The sequence below is a fragment of the Leifsonia sp. genome, assembly GCF_051955155.1.
Lineage (GTDB): Bacteria > Actinomycetota > Actinomycetes > Actinomycetales > Microbacteriaceae > Leifsonia.
Genome location: NZ_JBQCGZ010000094.1, coordinates 18916 through 42205 on the forward strand (window position 1 = coordinate 18916; position 23290 = coordinate 42205).

General features: G+C 73.3%; 18 protein-coding genes. 13 read left to right on the top strand and 5 right to left on the bottom strand.

Going from position 1 to position 23290, the window contains the following annotated elements; genetic code table 11:
- The first annotated feature begins 18 nt into the window (after positions 1 to 18).
- Together ACTHMF_RS09965 and ACTHMF_RS09970 are read left to right on the top strand one after the other, a co-directional pair.
- Positions 19 to 4746 carry a DNA glycosylase AlkZ-like family protein gene (locus ACTHMF_RS09965; RefSeq protein WP_440317295.1) on the top strand — a complete coding sequence of 1576 codons (4728 nt, stop codon included), beginning with the start codon at positions 19 to 21 and terminating at the stop codon, positions 4744 to 4746.
- A gap of 47 nt (positions 4747 to 4793) precedes the next feature.
- Entirely contained in the window at positions 4794 to 5570 is a 777-nt protein-coding gene (locus tag ACTHMF_RS09970) for a DNA-formamidopyrimidine glycosylase family protein (protein WP_314149300.1), read from the top strand.
- 50 nt (positions 5571 to 5620) lie between these two features.
- Here ACTHMF_RS09970 and ACTHMF_RS09975 read toward each other — a convergent pair whose 3' ends face one another.
- Positions 5621 to 6202: an NADPH-dependent FMN reductase gene (locus ACTHMF_RS09975; RefSeq protein ID WP_314149299.1), complete on the bottom strand. Its 582-nt coding sequence runs from the start codon at positions 6200 to 6202 to the stop codon at positions 5621 to 5623.
- A 246-nt stretch (positions 6203 to 6448) separates the two neighbouring features.
- Here ACTHMF_RS09975 and ACTHMF_RS09980 point away from each other — a divergent pair, with 246 nt between their 5' ends.
- The 3 genes from ACTHMF_RS09980 to ACTHMF_RS09990 all read left to right on the top strand — a co-directional run bounded on the left by ACTHMF_RS09980 (position 6449) and on the right by ACTHMF_RS09990 (position 9451).
- Positions 6449 to 6973, top strand: coding sequence for a hypothetical protein (locus ACTHMF_RS09980; RefSeq protein WP_314149298.1), 525 nt, complete (start codon positions 6449 to 6451; stop codon positions 6971 to 6973).
- A 26-nt stretch (positions 6974 to 6999) separates the two neighbouring features.
- The gene (locus tag ACTHMF_RS09985) at positions 7000 to 7506 is read left to right on the top strand and encodes a MarR family winged helix-turn-helix transcriptional regulator (RefSeq protein ID WP_440317296.1); all 507 of its coding nucleotides are present in this window, start codon (positions 7000 to 7002) and stop codon (positions 7504 to 7506) included.
- A gap of 130 nt (positions 7507 to 7636) precedes the next feature.
- The gene (locus ACTHMF_RS09990; protein WP_440317297.1) at positions 7637 to 9451 is read left to right on the top strand and encodes an LCP family glycopolymer transferase; all 1815 of its coding nucleotides are present in this window, start codon (positions 7637 to 7639) and stop codon (positions 9449 to 9451) included.
- Positions 9452 to 9538: 87 nt separating this feature from the next.
- Here ACTHMF_RS09990 and poxB read toward each other — a convergent pair whose 3' ends face one another.
- Positions 9539 to 11272 (bottom strand): ubiquinone-dependent pyruvate dehydrogenase, encoded by a 1734-nt coding sequence (poxB, locus tag ACTHMF_RS09995; protein ID WP_440317298.1) that lies wholly within the window; start codon positions 11270 to 11272, stop codon positions 9539 to 9541.
- A 103-nt stretch (positions 11273 to 11375) separates the two neighbouring features.
- Between poxB and ACTHMF_RS10000 the strand changes: the two genes are divergently transcribed.
- A complete protein-coding gene (locus ACTHMF_RS10000) occupies positions 11376 to 12008 on the top strand; it encodes a ScbR family autoregulator-binding transcription factor (protein ID WP_440317299.1) in 633 nt (210 codons plus the stop codon).
- A gap of 242 nt (positions 12009 to 12250) precedes the next feature.
- Positions 12251 to 12628 carry a DUF3566 domain-containing protein gene (locus tag ACTHMF_RS10005; RefSeq protein WP_314149607.1) on the top strand — a complete coding sequence of 126 codons (378 nt, stop codon included), beginning with the start codon at positions 12251 to 12253 and terminating at the stop codon, positions 12626 to 12628.
- Here ACTHMF_RS10005 and ACTHMF_RS10010 read toward each other — a convergent pair.
- Complete coding sequence (locus ACTHMF_RS10010; RefSeq protein ID WP_440317300.1) at positions 12609 to 13226, bottom strand: TetR/AcrR family transcriptional regulator C-terminal domain-containing protein; 618 nt, start codon at positions 13224 to 13226, stop codon at positions 12609 to 12611. The two genes, ACTHMF_RS10005 and ACTHMF_RS10010, sit on opposite strands and share 20 nt — an antisense overlap.
- Positions 13227 to 13294: 68 nt before the next feature.
- On the opposite strand from ACTHMF_RS10010, the gene ACTHMF_RS10015 reads away from it, so the two are divergent.
- Genes ACTHMF_RS10015 through ACTHMF_RS10040 form a run of 6 tightly spaced genes read left to right on the top strand, consistent with a single transcriptional unit; the run spans position 13295 to position 17818 of the window.
- On the top strand, positions 13295 to 13936 hold the full coding sequence (locus tag ACTHMF_RS10015) for a biotin transporter BioY (RefSeq protein ID WP_440317301.1): 642 nt from the start codon (positions 13295 to 13297) through the stop codon (positions 13934 to 13936).
- The gene (locus tag ACTHMF_RS10020) at positions 13933 to 15045 is read left to right on the top strand and encodes an AMP-binding protein (protein ID WP_440317302.1); all 1113 of its coding nucleotides are present in this window, start codon (positions 13933 to 13935) and stop codon (positions 15043 to 15045) included. Before ACTHMF_RS10015 ends, ACTHMF_RS10020 begins: the two co-directional genes overlap by 4 nt.
- The gene (locus ACTHMF_RS10025) at positions 15032 to 16180 is read left to right on the top strand and encodes a thiolase family protein (RefSeq protein WP_440317303.1); all 1149 of its coding nucleotides are present in this window, start codon (positions 15032 to 15034) and stop codon (positions 16178 to 16180) included. Before ACTHMF_RS10020 ends, ACTHMF_RS10025 begins: the two co-directional genes overlap by 14 nt.
- Complete coding sequence (locus ACTHMF_RS10030) at positions 16177 to 16878, top strand: energy-coupling factor ABC transporter ATP-binding protein (RefSeq protein ID WP_440317304.1); 702 nt, start codon at positions 16177 to 16179, stop codon at positions 16876 to 16878. The genes ACTHMF_RS10025 and ACTHMF_RS10030 overlap by 4 nt, the downstream gene beginning before the upstream one ends.
- Positions 16872 to 17483 (top strand): energy-coupling factor transporter transmembrane component T family protein, encoded by a 612-nt coding sequence (locus ACTHMF_RS10035; RefSeq protein ID WP_440317305.1) that lies wholly within the window; start codon positions 16872 to 16874, stop codon positions 17481 to 17483. Before ACTHMF_RS10030 ends, ACTHMF_RS10035 begins: the two co-directional genes overlap by 7 nt.
- Before the next feature lie 5 nt (positions 17484 to 17488).
- On the top strand, positions 17489 to 17818 hold the full coding sequence (locus ACTHMF_RS10040) for a CHY zinc finger protein (RefSeq protein ID WP_314149265.1): 330 nt from the start codon (positions 17489 to 17491) through the stop codon (positions 17816 to 17818).
- Between the two features lie 24 nt (positions 17819 to 17842).
- Here ACTHMF_RS10040 and ACTHMF_RS10045 read toward each other — a convergent pair whose 3' ends face one another.
- Together ACTHMF_RS10045 and ACTHMF_RS10050 are read right to left on the bottom strand one after the other, a co-directional pair.
- On the bottom strand, positions 17843 to 18304 hold the full coding sequence (locus ACTHMF_RS10045; protein ID WP_314149266.1) for a DUF2087 domain-containing protein: 462 nt from the start codon (positions 18302 to 18304) through the stop codon (positions 17843 to 17845).
- Between the two features lie 127 nt (positions 18305 to 18431).
- A complete protein-coding gene (locus ACTHMF_RS10050; protein WP_440317306.1) occupies positions 18432 to 23222 on the bottom strand; it encodes an ExeM/NucH family extracellular endonuclease in 4791 nt (1596 codons plus the stop codon).
- Between the last annotated feature and the right edge of the window lie 68 nt (positions 23223 to 23290).

Here is a 23290-nt window from a genome sequence, read left to right on the forward strand (position 1 = left end):
CGGGGGGAGGATAGAGGGATGAGCGACGTGCTCGACCGGTTCTCCCCCGCGACCCGCGACTGGTTCCGCGGGGCGTTCGCCGCGCCCACGCCCGCCCAGGAGGGCGCGTGGGACGCGATCTCGCGGGGCAGGCACGCGCTCGTCATCGCGCCGACCGGCTCCGGCAAGACCCTCGCCTCCTTCCTCTGGGCGATCGATCGGCTCTCGTCGGAGGAGCGAACGACGCCCGGCACGCGCGTCCTCTACATCTCGCCGCTGAAGGCGCTCGGCGTCGACGTCGAGCGCAACCTGCGCGCGCCGCTCGTCGGCGTGACCCAGACCGCGAAGCGGCTCGGCCAGGAGCCCCCGCACGTGAGCGTCGGCGTCCGCTCGGGCGACACTCCGTCCTCGGACCGCCGGGCGCTCGTTGCGAACCCACCCGACATCCTGATCACGACCCCCGAGTCGCTGTTCCTGATGCTCACCTCGCAGGCGCGCGAGACGCTCGCCACGGTCCAGACGGTCATCGTCGACGAGGTGCACGCCGTCGCCTCCACCAAGCGCGGCGCGCACCTCGCGCTGTCGCTGGAGCGCCTGGACGCGCTGCTCGAGAAGCCGGCCCAGCGCATCGGCCTGTCCGCGACCGTCCGCCCGCCCGAAGAGGTGGCGCGCTTCCTCGGCGGCCGCTCGCCCGTCGAGGTCGTCGCACCTCCGGCCGGCAAGCGCTTCGACCTGCGCGTCGTCGTCCCCGTCGAGGACATGAGCGAGCTCGGCACCTCCACGTTCGCCAGCGGGAACGACGACGGCTCCGCCCCGCAGGCCGGCTCGATCTGGCCGCACGTGGAGGAGGCGATCGTCGACCGTGTGCTCGAGCACCGGTCCTCCATCGTGTTCGCCAACTCGCGGCGGCTCGCGGAACGGATGACCGCCCGGCTCAACGAGATCTACGAGGAGCGCGTGCTCGGCGGCGAGGCGGACGCGCCGGACGCCGCAGCCGCCCGCCGCGCTCCCGCCGAGCTGATGGGCGGCTCCGGCCAGACCCGCGGCTCGCAAGCGGTCGCCGACGACGCGGAGTCGCTCGTGCTCGCCCGTGCCCACCACGGCTCGGTCAGCAAGGAGCAGCGCGCCCTGATCGAGGACGACCTCAAGTCGGGACGACTGCGCTGCGTCGTCGCCACCTCCAGCCTGGAACTCGGCATCGACATGGGCGCCGTGGACCTGGTGGTGCAGGTGGAGGCGCCGCCGTCGGTGGCGAGCGGGCTGCAGCGCGTCGGCCGGGCCGGCCACCAGGTCGGCGAGGTGTCCCGCGGCGTCGTCTTCCCCAAGCACCGCGCCGACCTCATCCACTCGGCGGTCGCCACCGAGCGGATGGTCGGCGGGCTGATCGAGACGCTGCGGGTCCCGGCGAACCCGCTGGACATCCTCGCCCAGCAGACCGTCGCCGCCACCGCCCTGGAGCCGATCGACGCGGACGAGTGGTTCGACACCGTGCGCCGCAGCGCGCCCTTCGCGACCCTGCCGCGCAGCGCGTACGACGCCACCCTCGACCTGCTCGCCGGGCGCTATCCGTCCGACGAGTTCGCCGAGCTGCGGCCGCGCATCGTCTGGGACAGGGACGCGGGGACGCTCACCGGGAGACCGGGCGCGCAGCGCCTCGCCGTCACGAGCGGCGGGACGATCCCCGACCGCGGGCTCTTCGGCGTCTACATGGTCGGAGAGAAGGCCAGCAGGGTCGGCGAGCTCGACGAGGAGATGGTCTACGAGTCGCGCGTCGGCGACGTCTTCGCGCTCGGCTCGACGAGCTGGCGCATCCAGGAGATCACGCACGACCGCGTTCTGGTCACGCCGGCGTTCGGGGAGCCGGGCCGGCTGCCGTTCTGGAAGGGCGACGGCATCGGCCGGCCGGCCGAGCTGGGCCGCGCGGTCGGCGCGTTCGTGCGCGAGCTGAGCACCGCATCCCCCGCCGATGCGGAGCTGCGCTGCGTGGAGGCGGGACTCGACGTGAACGCGACCACGAACCTGCTCGCGTTCCTCACCGAGCAGAAGGAGGCGACGGGACACGTCCCGACCGACCGCACGCTCGTGGTGGAGCGGTTCCGCGACGAGCTGGGCGACTGGCGCGTCGTGCTGCATTCCCCGTACGGCATGCAGGTGCACTCGCCGTGGGCGCTGGCCGTGCAGGCGCGTGTGCGCGAGCGCTACGGGATCGACGCGGGCGCGATGGCGGCGGACGACGGCATCATCGTTCGCATTCCCGACACGGAATCCACCCCGCCTGGCGGAGAGCTGTTCGTGTTCGAGCCGGCGGAGCTGGACGAGCTGGTGACGCTCGAGGTCGGCGGGTCCGCGCTGTTCGCGTCCCGGTTCCGCGAGTGCGCGGCGCGGGCGCTGCTGCTCCCGAAGTACAACCCTGGCAAGCGGTCGCCGCTCTGGCAGCAGCGGCAGAAGGCGTCGCAGCTGCTGGACGTCGCCCGCAAGTACCCGAGCTTCCCGATCATCCTGGAGACGGTCCGCGAGTGCCTGCAGGACGTCTACGACCTGCCGGCGCTGGACGCCGTGACGCAGGAGATCGCGCAGCGCCGGATCCGGCTGGTGGAGACGAGCACCGAGTCGGCGTCGCCGTTCGCGCGGTCGCTGCTGTTCGGCTACGTCGCCGCGTTCATGTACGAGGGCGACAGCCCGCTCGCCGAACGCCGTGCCGCCGCGCTGTCGCTCGACGCCGGGCTGCTCGCGGAGCTGCTCGGCCGGGCGGAGCTGCGGGAGCTGCTCGACCCCGCAGTGATCGAGCGGGTGGAGAGGCAGCTGCAGCGCCTCGACCCGGAGCGCCGGGTGCGCGGGCTGGAGGGGGTCGCCGACCTGCTCCGGCTGCTCGGGCCGCTGAGCGCGGAGGAGGTCGCGGAGCGGCTGCAGGGCGAGGGGGATGCGGGCGCGGCCGTTCGGAGCGCGGCGAGTGCTGCCGAGGGTGCGGGGCAGGGCGCCGGCGCCGACGCCGATCCCGACACACCCGCCCCCAGCACCCCCGCCGCCGACGTCGCGACCGCCCGGGCGCATCTCGCCGCGCTGGTCGACAGCAAGCGGGCGCTGCAGGTGACCATCGCGGGCAGCGAGCGCTACGCCGCCATCGAGGACGCCTCCCGGCTGCGCGACGCGCTCGGCGTGCCCCTGCCGATCGGCGTGCCCGTCGCGTTCATCGAGCCCGTCGACGACCCGCTCGGCGACCTCGTCAGCCGCTACGCGCGCACGCACGGTCCCTTCGAGACCGCCGACATCGCCGCCCGCTACGGGCTCGGCCCCGCGATCGTCCACGATGCCCTGCGCAGGCTCGGGCACGACGGCCGCGTGGTCGAGGGCGAGTTCCGCCCGCACGCGCACGGCAGCGAGTGGAGCGACGCCGAGGTGCTGCGGCGGCTGCGGCGGATGTCGCTCGCCGCGCTGCGCCACGAGGTCGAGCCGGTCGACACGCCGACCCTCGCGCGCTTCCTGCCGGACTGGCAGCACGTCGGGTCCACCCTGCGCGGCGTCGACGCGGTCGCGTCCGTGATCGAGCAGCTCGCCGGGGCGCGCATCCCGGCCTCCGCGTGGGAGTCGCTCGTCCTGCCGAGCCGGGTCGCCGACTACAGCCCCGCGATGCTCGACGAGCTGACCGCGACCGGCGAGGTGATCTGGGCGGGCGACGGCACCCTCCCGGGCAACGACGGCTGGATCAGCCTGCACCTTGCGGACGCCGCGCCGCTCACCCTCGCTCCCCCGGCCGAGCACGAGCCGGACGAGCTGCAGCGCGGCATCCTGTCCGCACTCTCCCGCGGGGGCGGCTACTTCTTCCGGCAGCTGTCGGACGCGCTCGGCGCCGAGGCCGGCCAGGCCATCGACGACGACGTGCTGGTCACCGCGCTGTGGGACCTGGTCTGGGCGGGGCTCGTGACCAACGACACGCTCGCCCCGCTGCGCACGCTCACCGGCAGCGGGTCCGCCGCGCATAAGCGCCCGCGCCAGCCGACGCGGTCGCGCATGTACCGCGGACGCGTCGCGACGCGGTCGGCGATGGTGACCAGGATGGGCCCGCCGACGGTCGCAGGACGCTGGTCGCTGCTCCCGGAACGCGACCTCGACTCCACGGTCCGCGCGCACGGCCAGGCCGAGACGCTGCTCGACCGGTACGGCGTCGTCACCCGCGGCTCGGTCATGAACGAGGGAACGCCCGGCGGCTTCGCACTCGCCTACAAGGTGCTCAGCGGGTTCGAGGAGACCGGGCGCGCGCGGCGCGGCTACTTCGTGGAGACGCTCGGGGGGGCGCAGTTCGCGAGCGGCCCAACGGTGGACCGGCTGCGCGGCTTCGCGCGCGACCACACCCAGCCGCGGCCGTACGAGGCCGTCGCGCTGGCGGCGACCGACCCGGCGAACGCGTACGGCGCCGCGCTGCCGTGGCCGGCGGTGCCGCAGGCCGAGGGCGGGACCGAGGGCGGGACGGGACACCGCCCCGGGCGCAAGGCGGGCGCGCTCGTCGTGCTCGTGGACGGCGAACTCGTCCTCTACGTCGAGCGGGGAGGCAAGAGCCTGCTCTGCTTCGCCGACCAGCAGGTCGAGGAGACCCGGCCCGCTCTGGACGCCGCATCCCGCGCGCTCGCCGGCCTGGTGACGGCCCGGCGCGTGGACAAGCTGGCCGTGGAGACCGTCAACGGCGCGTTCGTGCTCGGCACCCCCCTCGGCGATGCGCTCGGCCAGGCAGGCTTCCTGCCGACGCCACGCGGGCTGCGGCTGCGGGGGTGACGGCGTGCGGCGGAGGGACCGTGGCGGCGTCGTGAGCGGAGCATCCCGTGCCTGAGGGCGACACCGTCTACCAGGCGGCCAAGCGGCTGCGCGCCGTGCTGGAGGGGCGCACGCTGATCGCCACCGACTTCCGGGTCCCGGCGTTCGCCACGGTCGACCTGTCCGGCCGGACCGTGGACGAGGTGCTCAGCCGCGGCAAGCACCTGCTCATGCGCGTGGGCGACATGACGATCCACAGCCACCTCAAGATGGAGGGATCGTGGGAGGTGTACCCGCGCGGCGGGCGCTGGCGGCATCCCGGCCACCAGGCGCGGGCGGTGCTGCGGACCGAGGAGAACGACGTCGTCGGCTTCCTGCTCGGCGTTCTGGAGGTTCTGCCTCGCGACCGCGAGGACGAGGCGGTCGGCCACCTCGGACCGGACCTGCTCGGGCCGGACTGGGACGCCGCCGAGGCCGTCGCCCGGCTGTCGGCGCACCCGGAGACACCGGTCGCCGTCGCCCTGCTCGACCAGCACAACCTGGCCGGCGTCGGCAACGTCTACGCCAACGAGCTGTGCTTCGTGCGCGGGATGCTGCCGACGCGCCCGGTGGGCGAGGCCGACGTCCCTGCGACCGTCGACCTCGCCCGCCGGATGCTGGTGGCGAACCGGGACCGGAGCATCCGGGTCACCACCGGCGACACCCGCCGCGGCCGCAACACCTGGGTGTACGGCCGCGCGGGGCAGCCCTGCCGACGCTGCGGGACGCTGATCCGCTCCTCCAGCCTCGGCAGGACCGAGCTGGAGGAGCGGGTCAGCTACTTCTGCCCGGTCTGCCAGACCTGAGCCCGGGGTCCCCGAGCTCGGCTGCGCAGCGCCGGCCGCGCGGACCCGCCTCAGGCGGCGGCGTCCTCCTCCTGCTCGCCCTGGCGAACGGTGGCGAGGGCGGCCGACCAGGACTCGAGCTGGTCGAACAGCGGCGTGAGGCCGGCGGCCTTGTCGGCGCCCGGCTTCAGCGTCCAGTTCTCGAAGTCGTGCGCGAGGCTCAGGCCGACGAAGGCGCTCACGGTCGCGACCTGCAGCTGCGAGAGCACCAGGCGCAGGTGCTCGACGGCGCGGGCGCCGCCGAAGACGCCGTAGCTGACGAAGCCGGCGGCCTTGTTGTACCACTCGGCCCCGACGAAGTCGATCGCGTTCTTGAGCGCGCCGGACGTGCTGTGGTTGTACTCGGGGGTGACGAACAGGTAGCCGTCGAACTCGGCGATCTTCGCCGCCCACGCCTTGGTGTGGTCGTTCGCGTACTGGCCGGCCGCGGCGGGCATCGGCTCGTCGAGGTGCGGCAGGTTCCAGTCGGCGAGGTCGACGAGCTCGTACTCGACGCCGTCGCGCTGCTGCGCGTGCTCGAGCACCCAGCGGGCGACGGCCTCGCCGTTGCGGCCCGGGCGGGTGCTGCCGATGATGATCGCGATCCTGGTCATAGGGGAAACCTCCTGAATAGTTGATGCGTCACCTTCCGCGAACCCCGCCGTCCATCCGGCTATTCCCGCCGCGCGAGCGCGACGTTTGCGCCAAATCTCGGCTGACTGCTCGGGCGAAGCTACATTTGCGCCAAATGTCGGCTGGCCGCGGGTCGGAAACGACATTTGCGCCAAATGTCGGCTGGCCGCGGGCGGGGAAGCGACATTTGCGCCACATGTCGGCGCCCGCGCCGCTAGGCTCGCGGCATGTCTGACGACCGGCGACTGCCAGCGGACGCGACCGAGGAGGAGCGCAGGGAGGCGGGCGACCGGCTCCGCGAGCGCATCTACGTCACCTTCACCGCCCTGGCGGTGCTGATGGCGATGAACGCGCACGGCGAGCACCTGGACCCGGGCACGGTGCTGTGGACGCTGCTCATCTCGGTGATCGGCGTGCTGCTCGCCGGCCTCGCCTCCGACTTCGTCGCGCACATGATCGCCCACAACACGCTGCCGTCCGCGCGCGAGTTCCGGCACATGCTGGCCGTCGCCTCCCGCGCGCTCGGCGTCCTCGTCGTCCCGGTGATCATGCTGCTGCTGGCGCTCGGCGGGATCGTGCAGGTGCGCACGGCGATGATCGTGGCGATCGTCGCGCTCATCGTGTCCCTCGCCGTGGTGGCCAGGATCGCCGTGTCCAGGGCCGGGATCGCCGGCTGGAAGCAGCTCGTCGTACTCGCTGCGCTCGTCGCCCTCGGCGTGCTCGTGGTGTTCCTGGAGCAGCTCGCCCACTGACCGCGCGCACCGTGCGAGGATGGCGTATGCCCACCGCGCGCACACGGCCGGACCCGCGCAAGCTGACGGCCGAGGAGGAGGAGCTCTTTCACGCCTTCTACCTGATGCGGCGCGGCTTCGACCGGACGCTGGACGCGCAGCTGCAGCGCGACGACGGCATCTCGATCTCCGAGCTGGAGGTGCTGATGGCGCTCGTCCGCTCCCCCGGCCGCCGGCTGCGGGTGCGCGACCTGGTCGAGCTGACCGGCTGGGAGAAGAGCCGGATCTCGCACCAGGTGACGCGGATGGAGGCGCGCGGGCTGGTCGAGCGCCAGGACTGCGCCGAGGACAGGCGGGCCACCTGGATCGCGCTGACCGGCGACGGCCGACGAGTCGTGGTGCGCGCGCTCCCCGGGCACACCAAGACCATCCGGCGCATCCTCTACGACGCGATCACACCGGAGCAGCAGGACGAGCTGCTCGCGATCGCGCAGCGGATGACCGAGGCGATGCAGCGCGAGGCCGTGCCCGGCGCGTCGGCGGCCGACGCGTGAGCGTTCTCGCAGGCTGCGCGCGCCGGTTATCCCGGTGACGCTGGGAGCACGGCGCGGAAAAGCTGGTGATTCCTCGGGAACACCGCGGGAAACCAGGGGCTTCGCAGGCTCCGCCCTCTAGCGTTCTGCTGTGCGACGTCCGACTTTCCCCGCCGCCGGCGACTCCGGGGCCGACGGCTCCCGCGACCGCGAGGAGCCCCCCACCCGCGTGCTCGGCAGCGTGCCCTCCGGCGACCCGCGCCGCCCGGTGCGGGCGACGCGGCCGGCATCCGGCGTGCCCTCCGGGCGGCCGGGGGCGGCAGGCGCGGCTGGGGCCGCGGGCGGACGAGTGGCCGGGCCGGATGGCTTCGACCCGTTCGGGCTCGGCTCCGGCGGCGGGCGCGGCGGCTCCGGCGGCGGGCGCGGGTCCGATGGCGACGGATACGGCGGTTACGGCGGTGGCGACGATGATGGCTACGGCGGAGGCGGCGACGACGGCTCCGGCGGCGACGACGGCCGCGGCGGTCGCGGCCGCCGCGGCAGGCCCCCGCGCAAGCGCAAGCGCGCCAAGCGCATCATCGCGTGGACGGCCGGCGCGCTGGCCGTGCTCCTCGTCGTCCTCGGCGGGTACGCCGCGTACAGCTACTTCCGCTTCGTCGGCGGCGTGACGCACGTCAACGTCATCGACGACGCGAACAAGCCCAAGAACGACGTCGACGGCCAGGACCAGAACATCCTGCTCGTCGGCGACGACCACCGCCCGGACGGCGCGACCCAGGCGCAGCTCGACCAGCTGAGCACGACCGAGGACGGCGGCGGCACGAACACCGACACGATGATGGTGCTGCACATCCCGGCGAACGGGAAGTCCGCGACGCTCATCTCGCTGCCGCGCGACTCCTGGGTGGAGGTGCCGGGTCACGGGATGAACAAGCTCAACGCCGCGTTCTCGCTCGGCGGGGGCGGCACCGACCCGACGAGCGGCGCGAAGCTGCTCATCCAGACCGTCCAGAACCTGACCGGGCTGACGATCGACCACTACGTGCGCGTCTCGCTGCTCGGCTTCTACACGATCGCGCAGGCGCTCGGGCCGGTGCAGGTCTGCCTGAAGAACGCGGTGGACGACCCGTTCTCCGGCGCCAAGTTCCCGGCGGGCGTGTCGACGCTGGACGCCAAGCAGGCGCTCTCCTTCGTCCGGCAGCGGCACGATCTGCCGCGCGGCGACCTCGACCGCGTGGTGCGGCAGCAGTACTTCCTCTCGGTGGAGGCGCACAAGTTCCTATCCGCGGGGACGCTGCTCAACCCCGGCAAGCTCACCGCCGTCCTGGATGCGGTCAGCGGGTCGCTGGAGACCGACCCCGGCCTCAACTTCCTGCAGCTGGCGGCGCAGATGCAGGGGCTCACGGGCGGGAAGATCCAGTCGGCGACCATCCCGATCAGCGGCACCCCGACCATCACGGTGGACGGCGAGGACCTCTCGATCGTCGAGGTGGACACGGCGGCGATGCCCGCGTTCATCCAGAGCCTGATGGGCACGCCGAGCGCGTACGACGACGCGAAGGCGGCGAAGCCGGCCGACACGACCGTGACGGTGCTGAACGGCGGCAGCCAGAACGGCGCGGCGACCGCGGCGACCCAGACGCTCGCGGCGGCCGGGTTCAAGACCGGCACCCCGGGCGATGCGGACACCCAGACCACGACGATCATCAAGTACCCGAAGGGCCAGGAGGCGCAGGCCAAGGCGGTCGCCGCCTACGTGGCGGGGGCCGGCGTGCAGGAGACCTCGTCGGTCAGCGGCGTGACCCTCGTGCTCGGCGACGACGGCCGCATGCCCGCCGCTCCCGCCGCAGGCGGGTCCACCTCGGGCGGTTCCTCCGGCTCCGGCGGCGGCTCCACCGCCCCCAAGCCGGCCCCGATCCCCTCCGGCCCCGCCACCAACTACTCCGACACCGTCTGCATCAACTAGCCGAGTACGCAGATACTCTGCGTACTCGGCCGTTTCGGGCCCACTTTCTGCGTACTCGGGCGGGTGCCTGTGGAGAGAGCCGGCGGGTCAGTCGAAGAGGCGGCGGAAGACGTTGGTGTCGGCGAGGTCGATGAGCTCGTCGCCGCGGCCGGACATGATCGTGCGCAACGCGTAGAGCGTGAAGCCGCTGACCTGCTTGGCGGTGATCGCCGGCGGGATGCTGAGCTCCTGGCGCGCGGTCACCACGTCGACCAGGGCCGGCCCGTCGTGCGCGAACGCCGTGCGCAGCGCGCTCTCCAGCTCGTCCGGCTTCTCGACCCGCTGGCCGTGGATGCCGACGGCCTGCGCGACCCGCGCGAAGTCCGGGTTCTCGAGCCCCGTGCCGTAGGTGACGAAGCCCGCCGCCTTCATCTCGACCTCGACGAAGTTCAGCGACGAGTTGTTGAACACCACGATCTTCACCGGCAGCTTGTTCTGCACCAGGGTCAGCAGCTCGCCCATCAGCATCGCGAGGCCGCCGTCGCCGGCGAGCGCGACCACCTGCCGCTGCGGGAACGCCGTCTGCGCCCCGATCGCCTGCGGCAGCGCGTTCGCCATCGTGCCGTGGTTGAACGAGCCGATCAGCCGGCGCGAGCCGTTCATCCGCAGGTAGCGCGCGGCCCAGACCACCGGCGAGCCGACGTCCGGGATGAACACCGCGTCCTCCGAGGACAGCTCGCTGATCAGCCGCGCGACGTACTGCGGGTGGATGGGCGTGCGGTTGCGGTCGTTGACGGCCAGGTCGTCCAGGCTCTTGCGGGCCTTGGCGTAGTGCGAGCGCGACGAGTCCAGGTGCTTGCTGTCCGACCGCTGCGTCAGCCGCGGGAGCAGCGCCTCGACCGTGTCCTTCACGCTGCCGACCAGGCCCAGGTCGACGGGCGTCCTGCGTCCCAGGTTCTCGCCGCGGATGTCGACCTGGATGATCTTCGCCTTCGACGGGTAGAACTGCTGGTACGGGAAGTCGGTGCCGAGCATCAGCAGCGCGTCGCAGCTCTCCATCGCCCGGTAGCCGGACGAGAAGCCGAGCAGGCCGGTCATGCCCACGTCGTACGGGTTGTCGTACTCGACGAACTCCTTGCCGCGCAGCGCGTGCACGACCGGCGCCTTGAGCGCGCCGGCGATGTCGATGAGCTGCCCGTGCGCGCCCTCCGCGCCTGCACCGGCCAGGATCGTCACCTTCTTCGCGCCGTTCAGGATCTGCGCCGCCGCGTCGAGCTCGGCGTCGCTCGGCCGGGTCACCCGGGGCGCGTAGGCGATGGGCGCGGACTTGCGGCGTCCTGCTGCGTCGGCGAGGAAGATCTCGCCGGGGATGACGACGACCGCGACACCGCGCCGCTCCACCGCGGTCCGCATGGCGATCTCGAGGATGCGCGGCAGCTGCTCCGGCATGCTCACGATCTCGCTGTACACGGACGCCTCCCGGAACAGGTCCTGGGGGTGCGTCTCCTGGAAGTAGGTGCTGCCGATCTCGGCGCCCGGAATCTGCGCGGCGATCGCGAGCACGGGGACGCGGCTGCGGTTCGCGTCGAACAGCCCGTTGATCAGGTGCAGGTTACCCGGCCCGCAGCTGCCGGCGCACACCGCGAGCTCACCGGTGAGGGCGGCCTCCGCGGCCGCAGCGAACGCCGCGGCCTCCTCGTGCCGCACGTGCTCCCAGGTCACGTCGCCCGCGCGCCGCAACGCATCCGTGAAGCCGTTGAGCGAGTCGCCCGGGATGCCGTAGACGCGTTTCACCCCCGCATCCCTGATGATCTCCACGATGGTGTCGGCCACGGTCGGCATACGGGTGCTCCCCTCGCTCGGATGCTGGATACCGCAAACCTACGCCGCCCGGGTGAAGTCGCGCATCCCGCGCAGAGCAACGGCGGGTTAACGTGTAGGCGTCATGGTCACTCAGCCGCGCGCTCTCGTCACCCGTGACGCCATCGTCCGTGGCGCCGCGGCGGTCTTCCGCGAGCGCGGCTACGGCCTCGCATCGATCGCCGACATCGCCTCGGCCGCGGGGATGACGAAGGGCGCGCTGTACTTCCACTTCGACTCCAAGGACGCGCTCGCGCGTGCCGTGATCGAGGAGCAGCACCGGCGCACGATGGCCGCGTCCGCGGAGATCGTCGCGGAGGGCAGGCCGGCGCTGGAGACGATGGTACTGCTCAACCGCAGCCTCGCGCACCAGCTGCTGGAGGATCCCATCGTGCAGGCGGGCATCCGGCTGACCACCGACGTCTCGACCTCGGCGGAGCCGGTCTCGCAGCCGTACGAGGACTGGTTCCGCACGGGCGAGGAGCTCTTCCGGCGCGGGATCGACGAGGGCGATGTCGCCACGACGGTCGACCCTGGGATGCTCGCGCACTTCCTCTCCCCCGCCTTCACCGGCGTGCAACTCGTGTCGGAGACGCTGACCGGCCGCGCCGACCTGCTGCAGCGCGTGCGCGAGCTCTGGATCGTGCTGCTGCCGGGGATCGTGCGGCCGGAGCGGCTGGAGGCGCTGCGCGGCCTGGCGGACCTGATCGCCGAGTAGGGCCGGAGCCCCGCGGAGAAGTACGCCCGACCGCCGTCCCCCCATCGACCGCGCCGGCAGTGCCGGCTCGCGTCACGACGTCGGTCGGGCGTCCCCCGCCCGTACAGCATACACGGATAACCGGTCGATTGGTTTGTTTCGCCGCCATCGCCGTGCGCGGGAGCCGTCCCTCGGGGCCGCTACACTTGCGCGAGGGGATACGGACACGACGGACGTACACGAGCACCATCCGGGGAGGCCGCATGTCGGCGAAGAAGAAGCAGACCAAGCGGGCGACGATGCGCCTGGTCTACATCGACTTCTGGTCGGCGCTGAAGATGTCGTTCCTGGTCAGCCTGGTGCTCGCCGTGATCACGGTCGTGCTCGCGCTGCTGTTCTGGGAGGCCCTCGACCGCATCGGCATCGTGAAGACCGCGAGCGACCTGCTGGAGAGCGTCGCCGGCGACCAGGGTGCCTCGCTCGTCGCCGGGCTGACCTTCCCGAACGTGATGACGTTCACCCTCGTCGTCGCGCTGCTCGAGGTCTTCGTGGTGTCGGCGCTCGGAGCGATCTTCGCGGCCCTCTTCAACCTGGCCACCACCGCCGTCGGCGGCTGGAAGGTCACCTTCGGGAGCGACTGAGCTCCAGTCCGCCGACGAACAGGTCGACGCCGAAGCCGAACTCGGCCGCCGGGTCGCCGTCGTCCTCGGGCGTCGGTGCGGGGTCGGCCAGGACGCCGATCGAGTCGTACTGCATCCTCTGCTGCTCGTGCGAGACGTGGCCGAGCACGAAGTGCAGCAGGACGGTCGCGGCGCGGTGCGCCGTAGCGTCATCGAAGCCGCCGGACACGACGGCCGCGGCGAGCCTGTCGTGCGCGAGCGTCGAGCCGAGGCCGAGCGCGAGGGTGCTGGCGACGACCTCGGCGCCGTCGCGGTAGGCGAGCAGGGCGTCGCGCAGGGCGGCGGCCTCGGACCGGACGGCCGCGGTCCAGTCGCCGGCGCCAGGCGCGGGATCCGGCGCCGGCCGCGCGGGCGCGGCGGCGACGATGCGGTCGGCCAGGTCGGCCAGCAGCGTCTGCTTGTTCGGGAAGTGCCAGTACAGCGCGCTCGGCTGCACGTCGAGCGCCGCGGCCAGCCTGCGCATCGTGAGGTCGGGCAGTCCGTAGTCGTCGAGGATGCGCAGCGCGGTCAGCGCGACATCGTCGCGGGTGTGCCTGCGGCCGCTTTCGATTCCCGTCACGTCACCACTATAGTGAACACCGTTCAGGTGAACAGTGTTCAGGTGCAACAGCGACGAAGGACCTCCCGATGACCCCCTCCCCCGCTCCGGCCTCTTCCGGCCGCCTCCGGCGTCTGGACGCCACCGACCTCGCCAGGGTCGCGGTGTTCGCGGCCGTCGTCGCCGTGCTCGGCCTCCCCGGCGGCTTCACCGTCTTCGGGTCGGTGCCGATCACCGCGCAGACGCTCGGCGTGATGCTCGCCGGGGCGATCCTCGGCCCCTGGCTCGGCGCGCTCTCGATGACCGTGCTGCTCGCGCTCGTCGCGGTCGGGCTGCCGCTGCTCGCGGGCGGCCGCGGCGGGATCGGCGTCTTCGTCGGCCCGTCGGCGGGCTACGCGCTCGGCTGGATCGTCGGCGCGCTGGTCATCGGCCTCATCGTGCACGCGGGCGGCCGGAAGCCCGTGCTCTGGCGCACCGCCGTGGGGATCGTCGTGGGCGGCATCCTCGTGATCTACGCCGTCGGCATCCCGGTGCAGAGCCTGGTCACCCGCCTCCCGCTCGGGCCGACGGCGCTCAGCAGCCTCGTCTTCGTGCCCGGCGACGTCGTGAAGGCGGTCATCGCGACCGCGATCGTGACCACGCTCGTGCGCGCCTACCCGCGCGCGTTCCGCCGGGTGTGGACGACCACCCCTGCCGCCGTCCCGGCCCGCGACGCCGCGCCCGTTCCGTGATCGTCGTCGTCGATCCGGCGCAGGAGGATCCGGCGCAGGGCGACCTGCTCGAACGGCTGCGGGAGGTGCGCGCCGCTGGCGATGTCCCCCTGGTCGGCGACGCGCACTGGCCCGCCGCGCAGTGGGCGGCGGTGCGGGCCGCGGCCCGGGCGGCGCGTCCGGGCGCCGACATCGCCTGGGCGACCCTGACCTCCGGCAGCAGCGGCTCGCCGCGGATCGTGCTGCGCACGGAGGAGTCGTGGGCGGCGTCCTATCCCGCGATCGCCGGCTTCCTGGGCGGTGGCCCGGGCGACGCGGTGGCGCTGCCCGCCCCTCCGGCGTCCTCGCTGACGCTGTTCTCGCTCGCGCACGCGCTGGCCGGCGGTCCGCGCGCGGTGCTGGGCGCGGCCGGCGAAGCCGACGGCGCGTCCGCCCTGCACGGGACGCCGCAGGCGCTGGGCGCGGCCCTCGAGAAGGGAGTGCCCTGGCTGCGCGCCGCGCTCGTCGGCGGCTCCCACCTCGACCAGGACCTCCGCGCCCGCGCGCAGGCGGCCGGGATCCGGGTCACCGCCTACTACGGCGCCGCAGAGCTGTCCTTCGTCGCCGTCGACCAGGGCGACGGGCTCCGCGCCTTCCCCGGCGTCGAGCTGCGGGTGCGCGACGGTGTGCTGTGGGTGCGCTCGCCGTTCGTCGCCTCGGGATACGCCGGGGACGCCCCGGGTCCGCTTCGCCGCGACGCCGAGTGGGCGACCGTCGGCGACCGCGCCGAGCTGCGCGACGGCCCGCTGCGCCTGCTCGGACGCGCCGACGACGCCGTCCTGAGCGCGTCGGCGACCATCGTGCCGGAAGAGGTGGAGGCGGTGCTGCGCTCCGTCCCCGGCGTGCGCGACGCCGTCGTGTTCGGCGTGCCGCGGGAGCCGGTGGGCGCACTCGTCGCCGCGCTGGTCGAGAGCGACGGGCCGGTCCCGCTGGCCGGGCTGCGCGCCGCCGCGGCGACCCGGCTCGCACCCGCGCACCGGCCGCGGCGCTGGTTCGCCGGGGTGCTGCCGCGCACCGCCTCCGGCAAGCCGGCGCGGGCCGAGGCCGCGCGCCGGGCGATCGCCGGGGAGGTGGACCGTGTCTCCGCGTGATGCGGGCCGCGCGCCCGTGATCGTCGCCGCGCGCCGCACACCGATCGGCACGCGCGGGCGGGCGCTCGCCTCCCTCGACGTCACCGCGCTCGCGGCGCCCGTGGTGCGCGCCGCCGTCGCCGACGCCGAGCGCGCCCTGGGCGGCCCCGTCCGGGTGGCCGACGTCGTGCTCGGCAACTGCATGGGACCGGGCGGCAACCCGGCCCGGCTCGCCGCGCTGGCCGCGGGGCTCGGGACGGGCGTCCCGGGCGCGACGGTCGACCGGCAGTGCGGGAGCGGGCTGGCCGCCGTGCTGGACGCCGCCGCCGCGATCCGCGCCGGGGACGAGCGGCCGCGGGTCGCCGGCGGCGTGGAGAGCGCGTCCACCGCCCCCGTCCGTTCGCTGGACGGCGTCCCGTACTCCCGCGCGCCGTTCGCGCCCGACGGCTTCGCCGATCCCGACATGGTGCGCGCGGCCGAGGACCTCGCCGCCGCGGACGGCATCCCGCGCTCCCGCCAGGACGCGCACGCGGCGCGCAGCCACGCCAGGGCGGTGGCCGCGGCCGCCGGGGGGCGGTTCGACGCCGAGCTGGTGCCGGTCGGCGGGCTGGCGGGCGACGACGCGATCGGCGGCGCCGCCGCGCTGCTCCCCCGCCTGCCCGCGCTGTTCCCCGGCGGAACGCTGACCGCGGGGACCGCGACCAGGATCGGCGACGGGGCGGCGGCGGTCGTCGTCGTGCCGGGTGGAGCGACGCCGGCAGGCACAGCGCCCGGTCTGGCCGTCCGCGCGTCCGCCGTCGTCGGCTGCGACCCCGCGCTGCCCGGCATCGGCGCGGCGCCCGCCGTGCTGGCCGCCCTGGAGCGCGCGGGCGCGGGCATCGAGGACGTCGCCGCGTTCGAGATCGTGGAGGCGTTCGCCGCCCAGAGCCTGGCCGTGCTCGACCGGCTCGGCGTCGCCGACGACGACCAGCGCGTCTGCGCGGACGGCGGGGCGCTCGCGCTCGGGCACCCATGGGGCGCCAGCGGAGCCGTCGCGGTCGTCCGGCTGTTCGGCCGGCTGGTGCGCGCGGGAGCCCCCGCGGGGACGCTCGGCGTCGCGGCGGCGTCGGTCGGCGGCGGCCTCGGCGTCGCGGCGGTGCTGGAGGTGGTGCGATGAGCGCGCCGGCCGTCCCGGCGCTGCACCTGCGCGACGTGGACGTGCGCCTGGGCGACGCCGACGTCCTGAGCGGGGTGTCGATCGACCTGGACGCCAGGACGATCGCGGTGGTCGGCGAGAACGGGTCCGGCAAGTCCACCTTCGCCCGGCTGCTCGGCGCCCTGGTCGCGCGCACCGCCGGCGAGCTGCGCGTGCTCGGCCTCGATCCCGCGCGGCAGGCAGCCGAACTGCGGCGGCGGACGGCGCTCGTGTTCAGCAACCCGGACGCCCAGATCGTGATGCCGACGGTCGCGGAGGACGTCGCCTTCTCGCTGCGCTCCGAGCGGCTGCCCGCCGCCGCGGTCGGCGCCCGGGTGGCGGCCGCGCTCGACCGATTCGGGCTGTCCGCGCTCGCGGACCGTCCGTCCCACGACCTCTCCGGCGGCCAGAAGCAGCTGCTCGCGCTGTGCGGGGCGTTCGTCCGGGATCCCGAGCTGGTGGTCGCCGACGAGCCGACCGCCTACCTGGACGCGCGGAACGCCCGCCGCGTCGCCGGTCACCTGTTCGAGGACGCAGGTCACCGCCTGGTGCTCGTCACGCACGACCTCGCGCTGGCCGGGCGCTGCGATGCGGCCGTGCTGTTCGCGGGCGGGACGATCGCCGCCGTCGGCACGCCCTCCGACGTGATCGCCGAGTCCGAGGCGATCCTGCGATGCTGAGCCTCTACCGGCCGGGCGACGGCCCGCTGCACCGCATGCCGGCCGGGCCGAAGACGCTGCTGATCCTCGCGCTCGTGCTCACGGTTTCCCTGCTGCCGCCGGTGTGGTGGGCGGCCGGCGTCGCCTGCGGGGTGTGCGTCGCCGCGTACGCCGCCGCGACGCTCCGGGACGGGATGCTCGGGATGCGCGAGCTCGGCCGGCAGGTCTACGCGGTGCGCTGGGTGGTGCTGATCACGGTGGCGGGGCAGCTGATCTTCCTCGGGCCGGAGCCCGCCGTCGCCAACACGGCGCGGGTGACCGCCGCGATCGTGCTGGCCGGGCTGCTCGTGCTCACGACCCGGGTGACGGACCTGCTCGACGCGGTCGAGCGCGGGCTGTCGCCGCGGCGGGCGCTGCGGCTCGACCCGCAGCGCGCGGCGCTGCTGCTCACCGTGACGCTCAGCACGGTCCCGGTGCTCGCCCGGCTCGCCAGGGACGTGCGCGAGGCGCAGCGGGCGCGCGGTGCGCGCGGCGGCCTGCGCACCTTCGCCGTCCCGTTCCTGGTGGTCGCGCTCAAGCACGCCGACGAGCTCGGCGACGCCCTCACCGCGCGGGGCGTACGGTGAACGGGATGCGCGACACCGCCCGCCCCGCGGTCCTCGGCCCCACGGTCGACGACGAGACCCGCTGCGTCCACTACCGGACGCCGCTCGACGTCGTCGCGATCCGGTTCGCGTGCTGCGGCGCGTTCTACCCGTGCCACCTGTGCCACGCCGAGGCGGCGGACCACCCCGCGGAGCAGTGGCCGCTGTCCGCCCGCGGCGAGCGCGCCATCCTGTGCGGCGTCTGCGACCACGTGCTGACGATCGCCGAGTATCTGGAGGTGTCCGGCTGTCCCGCGTGCGCCGCGCCGTTCAACCCCGGCTGCGCGCTGCACGCCCACCTCTACTTCGAGGTCTGATCGCGATACCTGTGCGCAACCCGCTCATGGGAGCGCGTACTCGGAGCCGGACGGCGTGCGCGCGACGAGGCCGGCATCGACCAGGTAGCGGCGCAGCGCGACGGGGTCGCCGGTGAACCGGGCGAGCCGGTCGGTCAGGTCGCGCTCGGCGAGCACCTCGCCCGGGCGAAGCGCGCGCTCGGCGACCCAGCGCAGCAGCGCCTCGCGGTCCGCCGCGCCGGACGGGTAGCGGTCGATCCGGCCGTCCGCGTCCAGGAAGCGCTCGACGCCGGTCGGCCGGGAGTGGCCGCCGGCGAGCGCGGCGCGGATGCCGGCCTCGGAGACCGCGCCGTCGGAGACCAGGCCGGCGGCCACCAGCGTGTCGAGCGCCCGCCGCTCGCGGGTGGTCTCCCCGAGCGGCAGCCCGAGGGTCACGCGCGCGAACGCGGTGCGCGCCTCCTGGTTCGCGAGAGCGGCGAGCATCCGCCGCCAGTCGTTATCGGCCATCCGGTCACCTTAGCGCGCGTCAGGAAGGGAGGACGGGCTGGCCGACACGCCGCCCTGGCGCGACAAAGGGAGGATCCCCGGGGCGCGAGCGTCCCGGGGATCCTCCCTTCTGCGTGGTGTCAGCCTGCTACTTCAGCAGCCACTGGCCGATCCAGCCGAACAGCCAGTTCCAGACGAGCTCCCACACCCAGTGGCCGTTGGCGTTGCCGTTGGCGACCTTCATGGTGTCCCAGCCGATCACGGTGTTCGTGCGGTCCTGGACGGAGAGCTTGTGGTCGCCCTTGCTCAGCGGCTTCGGCAGCGTCAGGTGGAGGACGCCGTCCGCCGGCACCTGCACCCAGCCGTTGCCGACGCTCTGCGGGGTGGAGTACACCCACACGGAGACCCACTGGCCCGCGCGCTCCTTGCCGACCGTGATGTCGATCGGGTCACTGGCGTGGTAGGCCTTGTCCTTGAAGCCGACCTTGCCCTGCAGGGCCTTTGTCAGCTTCGCCTCGGCCTGCGCGACCGGGTCGGAGGTGGGCTTGCCGTCGGTCGGAGCGTCGGCGACCGTGAGCGGGATGCGCACCGTCGTTCCGGACTCCTTCGCCGTCAGGACCAGCGTGCTGGCGCCCGCGGCGTTCGCCGGGACCGTGAAGGTCACGGTCGCAGAGCCCGTCGCGTCCACCGGGACCGTGCCGATGACGGCGGAGCCGCCCCAGCTCAGTTCGAGGGACGTGTTCGCCGGGCTGCCGAGGCTGGTCAGGTTGAGCTTCTGCACACCGAAGCTGACCTGCTCACCCTGCTTGAGCGTCGTGGTGGGCACCCCGGTGACGGAGACGCCGCGGCGCTCGAAGCTCGGCGACAGCGGGCTGTGCGCGGAGATGTAGCCGATCCACGCGTCCCGGTCGATGAGGCCGGAGTCGCGGGTGTCCGCGCCCGAAGCGAAGGCGCGGAAGTTGTCCCCGCCCTGCAGCAGGAAGCTGAACGAGCCGATCCGGTACGACTTGGCCGGGTCGATGGCGACGCCGTTCACGAGGATGCTCGTGATGCGGTCGCCCTCGGGCCGGGTGACGTCGTACGTGTAGCTGACGTTCTTGGACAGGCCGAGGTTGAGGAAGGGCCGGCTCGGCACGGTGCCGTCGGCGTTGCGCTGCCACTGCTGCTCCAGCGCCTGCTTGAACTGCGCACCGGTCAGGGTGGTCGTCCACAGGTTGTTCACGAACGGCAGGACGGCGTTCGCCTGCGCGTAGGTGATGGTGCCGTCGGTGCCGTAGAGCAGTTCGGCTCGCAGACCGCCCGGGTTCACCACGCCGATCTCCGCGCCGCCCTTGTCGGCGGGCGAGAGGGTCGACAGCAGCGAGTCGGCGACGAGGTTGCCCAGGGTGGACTCGCTCATCCGGTCGTCGCGGGCGCCGTTCAGGTACGCGGTCGTGATGTCCGCGGTGACGGAGCCGACCTTCTGGCCGCCGATCACCGCCGCGTCGGCGAGCGCCTTGTCCACGATCGTCTTCACCTGCGCGACGCGCGGGTAGGCGGCGACGAGCGCGGCGTCGCTGTCGGTGCTGCGGGCGACGTTGCGGTCGGTGTGGCCGATGACCTTCTTGGTGTCGCCGTCGACCGTCAGCGTGATCTGGCCGATGTTCTCGCCGTAGCTGCCGGTCTGGACGATCGGGCGGGTCGCGCCGTCGACGCCGGGCACGGGGCCCTCCCACGCGTACTGCTTGTGCGTGTGACCGGTGAAGATCGCGGAGACCTTCGCGCTGGTCTTGGTGACGATGTCGGCGAACGCGCCGCCGGCCGCGACCTCCTGCTCGAGCGTCGCACCCTCGGGCTGGCCGAAGCCGGCGCCCTCGTGGTACTCGGCGACGATCACGTCGGCCTCGCCGTTGGCGGGGTCGCCGTCGGTGAGCTCGCCGGCGACGCGGTTGACCGCCTCCACCGGGTCGCCGAAGTCGAGCGTCGAGACGCCGCCGGGCGAGACCAGGGTCGGGGTCTCCTGCGTGACGGCGCCGATGACGCCGACCTTCACGCCGTTCACGGTGAACACGGCGTACTCCGGCAGCGCCGGCGTCTTCGTGCCCTTCTCGTACACGTTGGCGCCGAGGTAGCCGAAGTCGGCGGCGTCCTTCACCCGGCCGGTGAGGTCGCTGAAGCCCTTGTCGAACTCGTGGTTGCCCACGGCGCTCGCCTTCAGGCCCAGCGTGTTCAGCACGTCCAGGGTGGGGATGTCGCCGGCCGACGCCGACGCGAACAGGGAGGCGCCGATGTTGTCGCCCGCGGAGAGGAAGAGGGTGTTGCCCTCGCCGCCCTCGGCCTTGAGCTTCTCGATCGTGCCGGCGAACTTGACGGTGTTGCTGTCGATCCGACCGTGGAAGTCGTTGATGTTCAGCAGGTTGAGCGTCACCGGCGCGGCCTTCAGCCCGAGCCCGATCACGATCGGGTCGTGGTCGCTGGAGCGGTACGGCCCCGGCTCGTAGAAGTTGGTGACGTTGTAGTTGTAGCGGCTGTACTCCAGCGCCACCGACTCGACGGAGTTGATGTTCCACACGTCGGCGCCCGTGATGGCCTTGTCGGCGGCGGGCGACGCGAGCACGTGGTCGAGCGAGCCGACCGTGCCGCCGAACGAGTACGTGGCCTTGGCGGTGCGTGTGCTGACCTGGTCGACGTAGCCGGCATCGGTGAGGACCTTGATCGGGTCCTCGTTGAGGTAGGCGTTGAAGTCGCCGATCAGCAGGACCTTGTCGAGGCCCAGCGTCGACTTCCGCTCGTCCGCGAACGCGACCAGCGCGTGCGCCTGCTTGACGCGGGAGGCGTTGGACGCGCCCTGGCCGTCGCCCTGGTCGGCGTCCTCACCGGTGCCGGACCCCTTCGACTTGAAGTGGTTGACGATCGCGATGAACGCCGACGAGTCGGCACTGCCGACCTTCTTGAAGGCCTGCGCGAGCGGCTGGCGGGCGTTGGAGAACGCGGCGTCCTGCAGGATGCGGGACTCGCCGACCGGGACGGCGACGGCCTTCTTGTAGATGAAGGCGGTCCGGATGACGTCCTCCGTCGACGGCACGGACGCGGGCGAGGGCACGTACGCCCACACCTCGCTGCCTGCCGCGGCGTTGAGCGCGGCGACGAGCGTCTTCAGCGCGTCGTCGCGGTCGAGGCCGAAGCGCGCCGAGTTCTCGATCTCCTCCAGGGAGACGACGTCGGCGGTGAGGGCGTTGATCGCGGCGACGATCTTGTCCTGCTGGCGCTTCAGGTTGACGGCGTCGGCGGCGCCGCGGGCGTCGCAGCCGCTGTTGACGGTGATCTTGTTGCCGTCGCGGTCGGTGTAGAACGTGCAGCCGGAGAGCTGGTCGCCGGTGGTGGTGAAGTAGTTCAGCACGTTGAACGTGGCAAGGCGCAGGTCGCCTCCCACGTTCTCCGGCGCGGCGGTGCGGGTGTTCCCGAACGTGGCCGGCTGGACGGTCGCGGCGGTGGCCGGCGTCAGCTCGGCGGTCGGCTGGAACTTCCAGGCGTCGTTGCGGTAGTCGAGCACGACCGGCTTGGTGAACGTGACGGGGGCGCCGACACGGACCGGGTTGCTGAGCGACAGGTACGGCAGCGGCTTGGACTTGTTGGCCGCGCTCAGGAAGTTGGTGGAGGCTCCGTCGTCGAGCCTGACCGCGCGGGCCGCGTTGGCCGCGACCGCCGCGGTGTACTCGGCGGTGCCGGGACGCGCGGTCTCGGTCGGCTGCACGAGCGGCGTGTCGCCGGCCGCGAGGCCGATCTCGCCGTACTGGTTGGCGGAGTAGACGTCGGTGACGGTGAACGCGCCCTGCGGTGCGATCAGCATCCCCTCGAGGCTCTCGCGCTGGGCGGCGGTGGCCGGGAGCGCGACGGTCGCGGGGGCGGGTGCGGTGACGGTGCTCGCGTCGAGCGGGGTGACCTTCGTCGCCGTGACCTCGGTGAGCCCGTTGTACTCGCTCACCGCGCCGGTCACCTGCACGTAGTCGCCGGCCTTCACCTGCGCCGCGTACGAGGAGCCGTAGACGAAGACGGCGTCGGAGGCGGTGTGCGTCGCGAGGTCGATCGCGCCGCCGGTGCCGGGGGTCTGGATGTAGAAGCCGTTGAAGCCGCCGGTCGCGTAGTCCGCGGTGACGACGCCGACGGTGGTCACCGTCTGGCCCGCCTTCGGGCTGGTGTCACCGGTTCCCTGGATGTCCGCGATCGCGACCGTTCCCGGCGGTCCAGGGTCGGTTCCGGTGCCGGGGTCGGTGCCGCCGTCGCCCGGGTCGCCGGGGTCGGTCGCTGCGCCCGCGTTCTTCGGCGTGATGGTGGCGCTGAGGGAGAGGTCGGCGCTGTTGTCGTCCGTGTCCTTGAACGCGGTGCGGTTCAGCGACTTCACGTCGGTGTTGCCGGTCGGCGCCGTCGCCGCCTTGGTGCCCTCGAACGTGTTGGACGTGCCGTAGCCGACCAGGTCGGCGACGCTCGCGTTGCCGGTCACCGAGCCGGTGGGCAGCGTGAGCGCGGTCGCGCTCTTCGCGAGGATCAGCGTCCCGGTCGTCCCGCTCGGGTTGAGCGCGTTGCTGGCGACATCGGGCGTCGGCAGCGCGGCGCCGTTGGTGCCGTTGGACGCGCCGGCGACGAGGTAGTAGCCCTTGGCCGCGATGCTGCCGGTGAGCGGGACGACGCCGCCTGCGGCCCCCGTCCCGGTCGCCGACCGGTACTGGACGCTCCAGCCGCTGAGCGACACGGCGGCGTCGCCTCCGTTGTAGAGCTCGACGAACTTGTTGGTGTAGGCCGCGCCGGCGCTGCCGCCGGAGAGGTAGGCCTCGTTGATGACGACGCCCGCGCCGTCGGTGCTGGCGAACGCCGGTGTCGCGGCGATGGAGCCGGCGGCGAGCCCGGCCCCGACGGCCAGGGCCGTGACAGCACGCCACAGCGTGCCTGTTCTGGTTGACATCTCTCTCCTCGGTCGGAAGGGGAACTCGTGCGAGCCCGCGGTCACCTTAGGGATCGCAGAAAACCGCC

Bases quoted from the DNA above. Each gene is read 5' to 3' on its own strand.
- ACTHMF_RS10035 (WP_440317305.1), top strand. From the start codon at position 16,872: ATGCTGAGCCTCTACCGGCCGGGCGACGGCCCGCTGCACCGCATGCCG.
- ACTHMF_RS10045 (WP_314149266.1), bottom strand. From the start codon at position 18,304: ATGGCCGATAACGACTGGCGGCGGATGCTCGCCGCTCTCGCGAACCAG.
- ACTHMF_RS10050 (WP_440317306.1), bottom strand. From the start codon at position 23,222: ATGTCAACCAGAACAGGCACGCTGTGGCGTGCTGTCACGGCCCTGGCC.
- ACTHMF_RS09965 (WP_440317295.1), top strand. From the start codon at position 19: ATGAGCGACGTGCTCGACCGGTTCTCCCCCGCGACCCGCGACTGGTTC.
- ACTHMF_RS09975 (WP_314149299.1), bottom strand. From the start codon at position 6,202: ATGACCAGGATCGCGATCATCATCGGCAGCACCCGCCCGGGCCGCAAC.
- ACTHMF_RS10015 (WP_440317301.1), top strand. From the start codon at position 13,295: ATGACCCCCTCCCCCGCTCCGGCCTCTTCCGGCCGCCTCCGGCGTCTG.
- ACTHMF_RS10040 (WP_314149265.1), top strand. From the start codon at position 17,489: ATGCGCGACACCGCCCGCCCCGCGGTCCTCGGCCCCACGGTCGACGAC.
- ACTHMF_RS10030 (WP_440317304.1), top strand. From the start codon at position 16,177: ATGAGCGCGCCGGCCGTCCCGGCGCTGCACCTGCGCGACGTGGACGTG.
- poxB (WP_440317298.1), bottom strand. From the start codon at position 11,272: ATGCCGACCGTGGCCGACACCATCGTGGAGATCATCAGGGATGCGGGG.
- ACTHMF_RS10000 (WP_440317299.1), top strand. From the start codon at position 11,376: ATGGTCACTCAGCCGCGCGCTCTCGTCACCCGTGACGCCATCGTCCGT.
- ACTHMF_RS09985 (WP_440317296.1), top strand. From the start codon at position 7,000: ATGCCCACCGCGCGCACACGGCCGGACCCGCGCAAGCTGACGGCCGAG.
- ACTHMF_RS10005 (WP_314149607.1), top strand. From the start codon at position 12,251: ATGTCGGCGAAGAAGAAGCAGACCAAGCGGGCGACGATGCGCCTGGTC.
- ACTHMF_RS09980 (WP_314149298.1), top strand. From the start codon at position 6,449: ATGTCTGACGACCGGCGACTGCCAGCGGACGCGACCGAGGAGGAGCGC.